Origin of the sequence: Micrococcus lylae, assembly GCF_900163825.1 — a bacterium.
Classification (GTDB): Bacteria; Actinomycetota; Actinomycetes; order Actinomycetales; family Micrococcaceae; genus Micrococcus; species Micrococcus lylae.
On the sequence record NZ_FUKP01000006.1, the window covers coordinates 42810 to 54853 of the forward strand.

General features: G+C 71.6%; 8 protein-coding genes. 4 read left to right on the top strand and 4 right to left on the bottom strand.

Annotated features, from left to right (window positions below):
• Genes FM125_RS00730 through FM125_RS00740 form a run of 3 tightly spaced genes read right to left on the bottom strand, consistent with a single transcriptional unit; the run spans position 1 to position 3610 of the window.
• Positions 1-876, bottom strand: a complete 876-nt coding sequence (locus tag FM125_RS00730) for a MaoC/PaaZ C-terminal domain-containing protein (RefSeq protein WP_087133326.1) — start codon at positions 874-876, stop codon at positions 1-3.
• A gap of 1 nt (position 877) precedes the next feature.
• On the bottom strand, positions 878-2236 hold the full coding sequence (locus FM125_RS00735; protein ID WP_067190728.1) for a 3-oxoacyl-ACP reductase: 1359 nt from the start codon (positions 2234-2236) through the stop codon (positions 878-880).
• Between the two features lie 42 nt (positions 2237-2278).
• Entirely contained in the window at positions 2279-3610 is a 1332-nt protein-coding gene (locus FM125_RS00740) for an acetyl-CoA C-acetyltransferase (protein WP_067190726.1), read from the bottom strand.
• Positions 3611-3710: 100 nt separating this feature from the next.
• Between FM125_RS00740 and FM125_RS11650 the strand changes: the two genes are divergently transcribed.
• Together FM125_RS11650 and FM125_RS00755 are read left to right on the top strand one after the other, a co-directional pair.
• Positions 3711-4409, top strand: coding sequence for a TetR/AcrR family transcriptional regulator (locus FM125_RS11650; protein WP_180525274.1), 699 nt, complete (start codon positions 3711-3713; stop codon positions 4407-4409).
• Complete coding sequence (locus FM125_RS00755; protein WP_087133328.1) at positions 4406-6541, top strand: acyl-CoA dehydrogenase family protein; 2136 nt, start codon at positions 4406-4408, stop codon at positions 6539-6541. Before FM125_RS11650 ends, FM125_RS00755 begins: the two co-directional genes overlap by 4 nt.
• A gap of 93 nt (positions 6542-6634) precedes the next feature.
• On the opposite strand, the gene glgA is transcribed toward FM125_RS00755, so the two are convergent.
• A complete protein-coding gene (gene glgA, locus FM125_RS00760) occupies positions 6635-7831 on the bottom strand; it encodes a glycogen synthase (protein ID WP_070638330.1) in 1197 nt (398 codons plus the stop codon).
• A gap of 102 nt (positions 7832-7933) precedes the next feature.
• On the opposite strand from glgA, the gene glgC reads away from it, so the two are divergent.
• On the top strand, positions 7934-9172 hold the full coding sequence (gene glgC / locus FM125_RS00765; protein WP_087133329.1) for a glucose-1-phosphate adenylyltransferase: 1239 nt from the start codon (positions 7934-7936) through the stop codon (positions 9170-9172).
• 69 nt (positions 9173-9241) lie between these two features.
• Positions 9242-11908, top strand: a complete 2667-nt coding sequence (pepN, locus tag FM125_RS00770) for an aminopeptidase N (RefSeq protein ID WP_087133330.1) — start codon at positions 9242-9244, stop codon at positions 11906-11908.
• Positions 11909-12044: the final 136 nt, after the last annotated feature.

The following is a 12044-nucleotide window of genomic DNA, read 5'->3' on the forward strand; positions in this document are numbered from 1 at the left end:
TCAGGCCTCGATCGGGGCGATCGTGCCGGTGAAGTGCCGGCGGCCCCTGCGGGCGTTCCAGCCGGTCACCTCCGTGATGCCCGCGGCCGGATGGGCGTAGGCGACCGCGACGGTGCCGGGCAGCTGGACCGGGGCGTCGAAGCCGATCTCCCAGCGGAAGCCCGCTGCGGCCGGCTCGCGGCCGGCGAGCATCTTCGCAGCGAGGTACATGCCGTGGGCGATGGCGCCCTTCATGCCGAGCGCCTTGGCGGTGGGGCCGCTCAGGTGGATCGGGTTGTAGTCGCCGGAGACGGCTGCGTACTTTCGGCCTGCGCCGCCGTCGAAGCGCCACTGCCCGGTCATGCCGGGAGCGGTGAACTCCTCGCGGGCCGGACGCTCGGGCCGCTCACCGCGGTGCACGCCCTTGGCCAGGTAGCGGGAGACGCCCTCCCAGAGGACCTCGCGGGTCTCCGGGTCCGTGACGGTGACGGTCAGGTCCACCGCGGTGCCGGCGTGGTGGGCCACCAGCTCGGAGGCCCGGGCGGTGATGTCCAGCGGCACGTCCACGGGGACCGGGCGGTGGTGGAACACCGTGTTGGTCAGGTGCACCATGCCCATCAGCGGCAGCGGGAAGGACTCGTCCGCCATCAGGTGCATCGCGGCGGGGAAGGCCTCGATGTGCACCAGCACGGAGGGCACGGACTCGGGTTCGCCGACGCCGAGCAGGCGGCGGTAGGCGTCCAGGGACTCCGCAGAGATGCGGTGTCCGCGCACGAGAACCGGCGCGGCGGGCAGATCCGCGGGACGACGCCGCCTGGTGACGGCGTCCTTGGCGGCCTGGCCGAAGGCGGCCCGGTAGCAGGCGGCCAGGGACGGCATGGTCTGCAGCTCGGTCATCTCAGGCTCCCATCATGGCCTGGCCGCACACGCGCAGCGTGTTGCCGTTGGTGCCGCCGGCGGCGTCGGAGACGAGGAAGGCGATGGCCTCGGCCACGTCCACCGGCGTGCCGCCCTGGCTCAGGGAGTTGATGCGGCGGCCGACCTCGCGGGTGAGCAGCGGGATCTTCGCGGTCATCTCGGTCTCGATGAAGCCGGGGGCCACGGCGTTGATGGTGCCGCCGCGGGCGGCCAGCAGCGGCGCAGTGGCGGCCGCCAGGCCCATCACGCCGGACTTGGAGGCGGCGTAGTTGGTCTGGCCGCGGTTGCCGGCGATGCCGGAGGTGGAGGCCAGGGTGACGATGCGCAGGCCCTCGCCCACCACGTCCTTCGCGTCCTCCGCCAGGAACGCCTCGTTCATGCGCAGCTGGGACAGGGTGTTCACGGCCAGGACGGAGTCCCAGCGGGCCGCGTCCATGTTGGCGAGCATCTTGTCCCGGGTGATGCCGGCGTTGTGCACCACGATGTCCATGCGGCCGTGACGCGAACGGCAGTGCTCGAGGATCCTGGCGCCGGCGTCCTCGGCGGTGATGTCCAGCGGCAGGGCGGTGCCGCCGAGCTCGTTCACCACGGCTGTGAGGGACTCGCCGGCGGCCGGGACGTCCACGCCCACCACGGTCGCGCCGTCCCGGGCGAGGGTGCGGATGATGGCCGCACCGATGCCGCGGGCGGCGCCGGTGACCACGGCCACCTTCCCGGCCAGCGGACGGTCGGGGTCCTCCGGGAGGCGACCGGCCGTCGTCGTGACCGGGAGGAACTGGCCGGAGACGTAGGCCGAGCGACCGGAGAGCAGGAACCGCAGGGCGCCGGCGGCGCCCGGGGCGTCCAGGCCCACGCCGTCACCGAGCTGGATGCCGTTGGCGGTGCCGCCGGCGCGCATCTCGTGGGCGAGGGACCGGGTCAGGCCGGTGATGCCCTGGCGGGCGGCGCGGGCGGCCGGGTCCTCGGCCACCGAGGCGGCCTCCGGGTCCTCGGCCACGGTGACCACACGGGAGTTCGTCGCCAGCTGACGGAGGGTGCCGCCCAGGTCGAGGACGGTCTCGCCGATGGCCGCGGGGGTGTCGATGCCGTCGAAGCAGGCCACCACGGCGGCGTACTTCACGGACTCGGCACGGGAGGTCTGGACCTCCACGCCCCAGCCGGTCAGCAGGCGGGCGGCGGCCTCGGCGGCGGGGGTGCCGCCGAGCACGAGCGCCGGGCCCTCGAGCAGCGGGGCGCCCGGGGTGTGCCGGCGCAGCTGGACGGGCATCGGCAGGCCGAGGGCCTTGGCGAGCCTCTTGCCGACGGCGGAGTCGACGAAGGTGCCGTACGGGTCGTTCATCAGATCAGTCCTTCTTCAGTCGGTCTCGACGGTCGGTTCGGCTCAGCGGCCGCGCATCAGGGCGACGACGCCCTGGCCGCCGGCGGCGCACACGGAGATCAGGCCGAGGGAGCCCTCGCCCTTCTCGTGGAGCATCTTGGCCAGCAGGGCGGTGATGCGGCCGCCGGTGGCCGCGAACGGGTGGCCGGCGGCCAGGGAGGAGCCGTGCACGTTGAGCTTGGCGCGGTCCACGGTGCCGAAGGCGCCGTCCAGGCCGAGGCGGGAGCGGCAGAACTCCTCGTCCTCCCAGGCCTTCATGGTGGAGAGCACGGTGCCGGCGAAGGCCTCGTGGATCTCGATGAAGTCCAGGTCCTCCAGGGTCAGGCCGTGGCGGCCCAGCAGACGCGGGACGGCGTACACCGGGGCCATGAGCAGGCCCTCGTCCCCGTCCACGAAGTCCACGGCGGCGATCTCGTGGTCCACGAACTCGGCCAGCACGGGCAGGCGACGCTCGGCGGCCCACTGCTCCGAGGAGACCAGCACGGCCGAGGCGCCGTCGGTGAGCGGAGTGGAGTTGGCGGCCGTCATGGTGGCCTCCTCCCCCAGGTGGCGGCCGAACGCCGGCTTGAGGCGGCCGAGCTTCTCCAGGGTGGAGTCACCGCGGAGGTTGTTGTCCTTGGCCAGGCCTCGGAACGGGGTGACCAGGTCGTCCATGTAGCCGGAGTCGTAGGCGGCGGCCAGGTTCTGGTGGGAGGCGAGAGCGAGCTCGTCCTGCTCGGCGCGGGTCACGCCCCAGTCGTGGGTGGTCAGGGCCTGATGCTCGCCCATGGCCAGGCCGGTGCGGGGCTCACCGGCCCCGGCGGGCTCCGGGACGAGGTGGCCCGGGCGGAGGTCCTTGAGAGCGGCGAGGCGCTCCTTGCCGGTGCGGGCGGCGTTGAGGCGCAGGAGCACACGGCGCAGGCCGTCCGAGACGGAGATCGGCGAGTCGGAGATGGAGTCCACGCCGCCGCCGATGCCGGAGTCGATCTGGCCCAGGCGGATCTTGTCCGCGAGGATGCCGAGGGCCTCCATGCCGGTGGCGCAGGCGACCTGCAGGTCCATGGCCGGGGTGTCATGGGACAGCGACGAGCCGAGCACGGACTCGCGGGTGAGGTTGAAGTTGCGCGGATGCTTGAGCACGGCGCCGGCGGCGACCTGGCCGAGGCGCTCTCCCTGCAGGCCGCAGCGGGCGACGAGACCCTCGATGGCCGCGGTCAGCATGTCCTGGTTGGACGCGTCCGCGTAGGCGGTGTTGGCACGGGCGAACGGGATGCGGTTGCCGCCGACCACGACGGCCTTGCGCAGCGGGCCGCCGGCGACGGCGGGACGGGAATCGGTGGCGTCGGTGACGGTCACGTCGGTCTCCTTCGAGGGGCAGGCGCGTCCGCGTGAAGAGGGGACGTCGCCAGGGCGAACGGTGTTTCCGCAACCGAGAGTACCTGATACGGTGGGTTCCGTGAAGTCACACACATCCTCGCTGCGCGACGGGCGTCATGCCCGCTGGGACGAGCATCGCCGCCTGCGACGCCGCGCGCTCCTTCGGGCCACCCGTGAGGCCGTGCATGACCTGGGCCCCCACCCCTCCATGGAGGAGATCGCCGCCCACGCCGGCACCTCCAAGTCCGTGTTCTACCGGTACTTCAGGGACAAGGCGGGCCTGCAGGAGGCTGTCTCGCAGGAGGCCATCGCTCTGATGGAGCGGCGCCTGCTCGAAGCGGTGGGAACCTCCTCGGACCCCCGCCTGGCCTTGGGCGCCATGGTCGAGACCTACCTGCGGATGGCCGACTCCTCTCCGCATGTGTACGCCTTCTCCGTGCAGTCGGCCCACGGGCTGCAGGACGGCGCCGACGCGCAGACGCTCCACGGCTTCTTCGAGCGCATGCACCAGGCCCTGGAGGAGCGGCTGCGCGCCCATCTCGCCGCCGCCGGGCGCGAGGCACCCGCCGACGGCGACCCCCTGCTGCTGTGGCCCACCGCCGCGCTCGGCATGGTCAAGGCCGCCGGCGAGGCCTGGCTCTCCGCGTCCGGCGTGCCCGGCCGCGCCACGGCGGAGCAGACCGCCGCCCAGATCACCGGCTGGCTGCTCAACGGCCTGACCGGATCCACCACATCCACCACATCCGCCCTTTCCCGCACGCAAAGGAGCACCTCATGACCGCCGCAGAGCCCACGACCGGGACCCCCGCCACCGACCCCACGGACTCCGTTCCCCACGACATCGATCAGATCGCCCCGGAGCACCCGGAAGCCGGCGCCCTCGATGGAGCCGCCCTCCAGGAGGCGCTGCTGGGACGGTGGGCCGACGTCCGCCGCGCCTCCCGCGCCCTGATGAAGGATCCGGCGCTGCACCGCGACCCCCTGCTCGGCATGGACGAGCACCGTGAGCGCGTGCTGGACCAGCTGAGGATCCTCGTGGACAACGACGCCATCGCCCGCGCCTTCCCGGCCAGGTTCGGCGGTGAGGACGCGCACGGCGCCTCCGTGGCGGCGTTCTCGGACATCGTCACCGCGGATCCCTCCCTGCAGATCAAGGCCGGCGTCCAGTGGGGCCTGTTCTCCTCGGCGATCCTGCACCTGGGCACCGCCGAGCACCATGAGAAGTGGCTGCCGGATGCCCTCACCCTGCAGCTGCCCGGCGCGTTCGCCATGACGGAGATCGGCCACGGCTCGGACGTGGCCTCCATCGCGACCACGGCCACCTATGACGAGGCCTCCGAGGAGTTCGTGATCCACACGCCGTTCAAGGGCGCATGGAAGGACTACCTGGGCAACGCGGCACTGCACGGCCGTGCCGCCACGGTGTTCGCCCAGCTGATCACCAAGGGCGTCAACCACGGGGTGCACTGCTTCTTCGTGCCGATCCGTGACGAGGACGGGAACTTCCTGCCGGGTGTCGGCGGCGAAGACGACGGTCTCAAGGGCGGCCTCAACGGCATCGACAACGGCCGACTGCACTTCACCGAGGTCCGCATCCCGCGCACCAACCTGCTGAACCGCTACGGCGACGTGGCCGCGGACGGCACCTACTCCTCCCCCATCGCCTCCCCGGGCCGCCGCTTCTTCACCATGCTCGGCACCCTCGTGCAGGGGCGTGTCTCGCTGTCCCTGTCCGCCACAGGCGCCTCCTTCCTCGGCCTGCAGGGCGCGATCACCTACGGCAACCAGCGCCGCCAGTTCAACGCGTCCTCCCCGGACCGCGAGGAGGTGCTGATGGACTACCAGAACCATCAGCGCCGCCTGATCGACCGCCTCGCCCGCACCTACGCGGACGCCTTCTCCGCCAACGAGCTGCTGGAGAAGTTCGACGAGGTCTTCTCCGGCCGCGGGGACACCGACCATCACCGCCAGGAGCTCGAGACCCTCGCGGCGGCGGTGAAGCCGGTGACCACCTGGAACGCCCTGGACACCCTCCAGGAGGCCCGCGAGGCCTGCGGCGGCCAGGGCTTCATGGCGCGCAACCGGGTCACCCAGCTGCGTGCGGACCTGGACGTCTTCGTCACCTTCGAGGGGGACAACAACGTCCTGCTCCAGCTGGTGGGCAAGCGTCTGCTCACGGACTACTCGAAGGAGTTCGGCCGCCTCGACGTCGGCGCCGTGTCCAAGTACGTGGCCAGCCAGGCCTCCGAGGCCCTGCACCGGGCCGGCCTGCACAAGGTGGTCCAGTCCGTGTCCGACCGCTCGGACGAGCGCCGCTCGGCGAACTGGTTCAAGGACCCGCAGGTCCAGCAGAGCCTGCTGACGGATCGGGTGCGCTCGAAGACCGCGGACATCGCCGGCACCCTGCAGAAGGTGCGCGGCAAGGACCAGGCCGCTCAGGCCGCCGCCTTCAACTCCCGTCAGCACGAGCTGATCGAGGTCGCCCGCGACCACGCCGCCCTGCTGCAGTGGGAGGCCTTCACCCGTGCCGTCGAGGGCATCGAGGACGAGCACACCCGCACCGTGCTCACCTGGCTGCGCGACCTCTTCGCGCTGCGCACGGTGGAGGACGACCTCGGCTGGTACGTGGCCCATGGCCGCGTGTCCTCCCAGCGCGCCCGGGCCCTGCGCGGCTACATCAACCGCCTCGCCGAACGCCTTCGCCCCTTCGCCCAGGAGCTGGTGGAGGCCTACGGCCTGGAGCAGGAGCACCTGCGCATGGAGCTGACCACCGATGAGGAGCACGCGCGTCAGGAGGAGGCCCACGCCCACTACGCGGAGCTGGCCGCCTCGGGTGACGCCCCGGTCCACGAGCGCACCCTGCGCGCCCGGCAGAAGGCGGCGAAGAAAGCGAAGAACTCCGACGCCTGAGCCTGACGTGACCCGGTCCGGCCGGGTCCTGCCCTTCGCGACGACGGCCGCCCACCTCAGCCAGAGGCGGGCGGCCGTTCGCGTGGAGCCGGGTCAGCGCAGGACGGTCCGGTAGACCTCGAGGGTGCGCTCGGCGATGGTCTCCCAGGAGAAGTGCTCGATGGCCCGGGTGCGACCGGCCTCGCCCATGGCGGCGGCCTTCTCCGGGTCGGAGAGCACCTGGGTGAGGGCGGCCGCGAAGTCGGCCACGAAGGCGTCCTCGTCGACGGGGGTGCCGGTGCCGTCGTCCTCCTGCTCGATGTCCACGAGCAGCCCGGTGGTGCCGTGGTCCACGACCTCGGGAATGCCGCCGACGCGGGAGGCGACCACGGCGGTGCCGCAGGCCATGGCCTCGAGGTTGACGATGCCCAGCGGCTCGTAGACGGACGGGCAGGCGAACACGGTGGCCTGGGACAGGATCTCCATGACCTCCTGGCGGGGCAGCATGCCCTCGATCACCACGACGCCGTCGCGCTTCTCGCGCAGCTGGGCGAACAGGGCGTCGACCTCCTTCGCCAGCTCCGGAGTGTCCGGGGCGCCGACGCAGAGGACGAGCTGGACCTCCTCCGGCAGCTGCAGGGCGGCCTTGAGCAGCAGCGGCACGCCCTTCTGGCGGGTGATGCGGCCGACGAAGGCCACGGACGGCCGGTCCGGGTCGATGCCGTGCTCGGCCAGGGCGCCCTGGGAGGTCTGCGGCGTCCAGAGCTTCGTGTCGATGCCGTTGTGCACCACGTGCACCCGGGCCGGGTCGACCTGCGGGTAGCACCTCAGGATGTCCCGGCGCATGCCCTCGGAGACGGCGATGACGGCGTCCGCGGCGTGGTAGGCGGTGGACTCGGCCCAGCTGGAGACGCGGTAGCCGCCGCCGAGCTGCTCGGCCTTCCACGGGCGCAGCGGCTCGAGGGAGTGGGCGGAGAGCACGTGCGGGGTGTCGTGCAGCAGGGCGCCGAGGTGGCCGGCCATGTTGGCGTACCAGGTGTGCGAGTGGATGACGTCCGCTCCGGCGAACGACTCGAGCATGGTCAGGTCGGTGGCGAGGGTCTGGACGGCGCCGTTGGTCTGCTCGAAGCCGGACGGCGTCGGGTAGGTCAGCACCTGGGCCCCGTGGAAGTCGGCGTCGCGGGGGTCGCCGAAGGCGTGGACGCGGACGTCGGCGCGTGCGGCGAGGACGCGGGTCAACTCCGCGACGTGGACGCCGGCTCCGCCGTAGACGGCCGGGGGGAACTCTTTGCTCACGATGTCGATGCGCACTCCTCCAACCTAGTCCAGCGCCGAACCGTGCCGATAGTCTGGCGGTACCGGACATCGGTGCGATGCCGGCATCTCAGCCAGCAGGAAGGGAGTCCTCGTTCCATGGTCCAGAAGAAGGTCCTCTCGATCGTCCTGGCCGGAGGTGAGGGCAAGCGTCTGATGCCGCTGACCGCGGACCGCGCCAAGCCGGCCGTGCCCTTCGGCGGCGCCTACCGGCTCATCGACTTCGCCCTGTCCAACCTCGTGAACTCGCGCTACCGCGAGATCGTGGTGCTGACCCAGTACAAGTCGCATTCCCTGGACCGCCACATCTCCGAGACCTGGCGGATGTCCACGCTGCTGAACAACTACGTGGCGTCGGTGCCGGCGCAGCAGCGCCGAGGCAAGGACTGGTTCCTCGGCTCGGCGAACGCCATCTACCAGTCGATGAACCTGATCCAGGACGCCCGCCCGGACATCGTGGTGGTGATCGGCGCGGACCACGTCTACCACATGGACTTCCAGCAGATGGTGGACCAGCACATCGCCTCGGGCGCGAAGGCCACCGTGGCCGCGGTGCGCCAGCCGCTTCAGATGTCCTCCTCCTTCGGCGTCATCGAGACCGCGGAGACCGACCGACAGCGGATCGCCCGTTTCGTGGAGAAGCCGGACTCCACCCCCGGCCTGCCGGACGACCCGAACGCGTTCCTCGCCTCCATGGGCAACTACGTGTTCGACACGGACGCCCTCGTGGAGGCCCTGAACCGTGACGCCGAGGACGAGGACTCCACGCATGACATGGGCGGGGATATCATCCCCTGGTTCGTGGAGCGCGGCGAGGCAGGGGTGTACGACTTCACCGCCAACGAGATCCCGGGCGCCCGCTCCGGCCAGCACTACTGGCGGGACGTCGGCACCCTCGACTCCTACTACGACGCCCACATGGACCTGGTCCAGCCGGTGCCGGAGTTCAACCTCTACAACCGGGACTGGCCGCTGTACACCCGGCAGTCCGTGTCCCCGCCGGCCAAGCTGGTCCGCTCGGCCTCGAAGCGCCCGGGCACCGCGGTGGACTCGCTGCTGGCCCAGGGCGTGGTCGTCTCCGGCGGCACCGTGGCCCAGTCCGTGGTGTCCACGGACTGCCGGATCCTCGACGAGGCATGGGTGGAGCAGTCCGTGCTGCTGGACTCCGTGGTGATCTCCGAGGGCGCCCAGGTGCGCAACGCGATCCTGGACAAGAACGTGGTGGTTCCGCCGGGCGTGCGCATCGGCTTCGACCGCGCCGAGGACGAGGCCCGCGGATTCACGGTCACCGCCTCCGGCCTGACGGTCATCCCGAAGAACCAGGCCGTCCCGGCCTGACCCGGCCGTGTCCCCGACGGACCCGACCCGACGACGGCCCGGGGCGGCTGATGTGATGGGATAGGACGCATGTCTGAGAACACTTCCGCTCTGCCGCGCCCGGACTGGGACACCGCCGAGCTCACGCGCGATGAGGCCCGTGGGCGCGCGAACGCCGTGTCCGTGCGCTCCTACGACGTCTGCGTCGACGTCCGGAACGCCGAGGACGCGGAGGCCGAGGCGTACCCGGTCACCGCGACCCTCGTCTTCTCCTGCTCCGAGCCGGGCTCGGAGACCTGGCTGGACTGGATCAACGCCTCGGTGGAGTCCGTCGAGCTCAACGGCGAGACCCTGGACGTCGCCGAGGTCGCCGGCCGCAACCGTGTCCGACTGCCCGGCCTGGCCGCGGAGAACACCGTGGTGCTCAGGGGCACCTCGCTGTACTCCCGCTCCGGTGAGGGCATGCACCGCTACGTGGACCCCGCCGACGGCCAGACCTACCTGTACACGCAGTACGAGCCGGCCGACGCCCGCCGTGTGTTCCCGAACTTCGAGCAGCCTGACCTGAAGGCGTCCTTCTCCTTCCGCCTCACCGGCCCCGCCGCGTGGGTCCTCGCCTCCAACGGCGCGGAGACCTCCCGGACGAAGAACGACGACGGCTCGGTCACCGTGGCCTTCCAGGCCACCCGTCCGCAGTCCACCTACATCACCACGCTGCTCGCCGGCCCCTACGCCGTGTTCGAGAACCACTGGGGCGGCCACGAGGCCACCGGGGCCGTGCCGGTGGACCTGCGCATCTTCTGCCGGCAGACACTGGCCGAGCACATGGACGCAGACGCCGTCTTCGCCATCACGAAGAACGGCCTGGACTTCTTCCATGACCTCTTCGGCGTCCCCTACGAGTGGGGCAAGTACGACCAGGCGTTCGTGCCGGAGTACAACCTCGGCGCCATGGAGAACCCGGGCCTGGTCACCTTCACCGAGCACTACATCCATGACACCGCGCCGACCCGCGCCCAGCTGGAGGGCCGCGCGAACACCATCCTCCACGAGATGGCCCACATGTGGTTCGGCGACCTGGTGACCATGAGGTGGTGGGACGACCTGTGGCTGAAGGAGTCCTTCGCCGACTACATGGGCACCCTGGCCTCCGCCGAGGCCGCCGGCTTCACCGAGGCCTGGACCTCCTTCGCCTCCCGGCGCAAGGCCTGGGCCTATGTGCAGGACCAGTACCCGACCACGCATCCGATCGTGGCGGACATCGTGGACCTGGAGGCCGCCCGCCAGAACTTCGACGGCATCACCTACGCCAAGGGCGCATCCGTGCTCAAGCAGCTGGCCGCCTATGTGGGCCGCGAGGCCTTCGAGCAGGCCGCCCGCACCTACTTCCAGCGCCACGCGTGGGGCAATGCCGAGCTGAAGGACTTCCTGGCCGTGCTGTCCGAGGCCTCCGGCCGGGACATGTCCGCCTGGGCCGATGCCTGGCTGCACACCGCCGGCGTGCCGACGCTGCGCGTGGACATCGTGGACGGCACCGCGGTGCTGGTCCAGTCCGGCGAGGACCCCACCACCGGCGAACCGATCCGCCGCCCGCACGTGGTGCAGGTGGGCGTCTACGAGCCGAACGCCTCGGGCGCCCTGATGCGCACCGACTCGGTCACCGTGGACGTGGCCAAGGGTGTCGAGCGCACCCCGATCCGTGGCCTGGAGGTCCCGGAGCACGGCGTGCGCCTGGTGCTGCCCAACGACGAGGACCTCACCTACGCCGCCGTGTCCCTGGACCAGATCTCCCTGGACGCCGTGCTCACCCACCGCATCGCCGACCCGCTGGCGCAGGCCACCGTGTGGGCCTCCCTGTGGGCCATGGTCCGCGGCGGCGAGCTGTCCGTGGCGGCCTTCGTGGACGCCATGGAGGCGCTCGCGGACACCATCGCCCCGGTGGCCGTGTACACGCAGGTGCTGACCCAGGCCGCCTCAGCCGTGTCCCTCTACGCCGCTGCCGACGAGCGCGCCCGGCTGCGCACCCGCCTGGGCTCGCTGCTGCTGCGCCACGTAGCCGGGCTCGAGGCCGGCTCGGACCGGCAGCGCGCCGCCGCCCGCGTCCTGGCCCTGCTGGCACGCAAGGACGCCGAGCTCGCCGGTCAGGTGGAGCAGGCCCTCGTGCAGGACGCCGAGACCGCCGCGCCGGGCCTCGCCGTGGACACGGAGATCCGTTGGCTGGTGCTGCAGGCGTTGGCGGCCACCGGCGGCATCGACCGCGCCGGCCTGGACACCGCCCTGGCCGAGCAGCGCACCGCCAAGACCGTGGTCGGCCACACCCTGGCCGTGAACGCCCTGCCGGAGGCGCAGGTGAAGCAGGCCGCATGGGACGCCGTGATCTCCGGCGTGGACGCAGCGGGCACGCCCCTGTCCAACGACCTGCTCTCGGCCACCGCGGAGGGCTTCGCCACCGACGCCGGCGAGCTGACCGCCGGCTACGGCCAGAGGCTGTTCGGCGAGCTCGAGCAGCTGTGGTCCTCCCGCTCGAACGGCCTGGCCTCGCGTGCCATCCACGGCCTGTTCCCGCTGCACCAGGACGCCGTGGACGGCGACGAGGCCGCGCAGGAGCAGCACCCCGTCCTGGCCGCCGCGCAGGCGTGGATCGACGGACACCCGGACGCCCCGGGCGCCCTGCGCCGCCTGGTGATCGAGGAGACGGACGCACTGCGCCGCAGCCTGCGCGTCCAGTCCCGCCAGGAGGAGCTGCGGCACATCTGATCCTGTGCCGGGGTCGACGACGACGGCCCGTCGCCTTCTGAAGTGAAGGCGGCGGGCCGTCTCTGGTGCTGATCACTGCGTTGTGAGGGGAAGACACGGTGATGAGATCGACCAACGTGACCGTGTCTCGCCCTCA

Bases quoted from the DNA above. Each gene is read 5' to 3' on its own strand.
- FM125_RS00730 (WP_087133326.1), bottom strand. From the start codon at position 876: ATGACCGAGCTGCAGACCATGCCGTCCCTGGCCGCCTGCTACCGGGCC.
- FM125_RS00735 (WP_067190728.1), bottom strand. From the start codon at position 2,236: ATGAACGACCCGTACGGCACCTTCGTCGACTCCGCCGTCGGCAAGAGG.
- FM125_RS00755 (WP_087133328.1), top strand. From the start codon at position 4,406: ATGACCGCCGCAGAGCCCACGACCGGGACCCCCGCCACCGACCCCACG.
- glgC (WP_087133329.1), top strand. From the start codon at position 7,934: ATGGTCCAGAAGAAGGTCCTCTCGATCGTCCTGGCCGGAGGTGAGGGC.
- pepN (WP_087133330.1), top strand. From the start codon at position 9,242: ATGTCTGAGAACACTTCCGCTCTGCCGCGCCCGGACTGGGACACCGCC.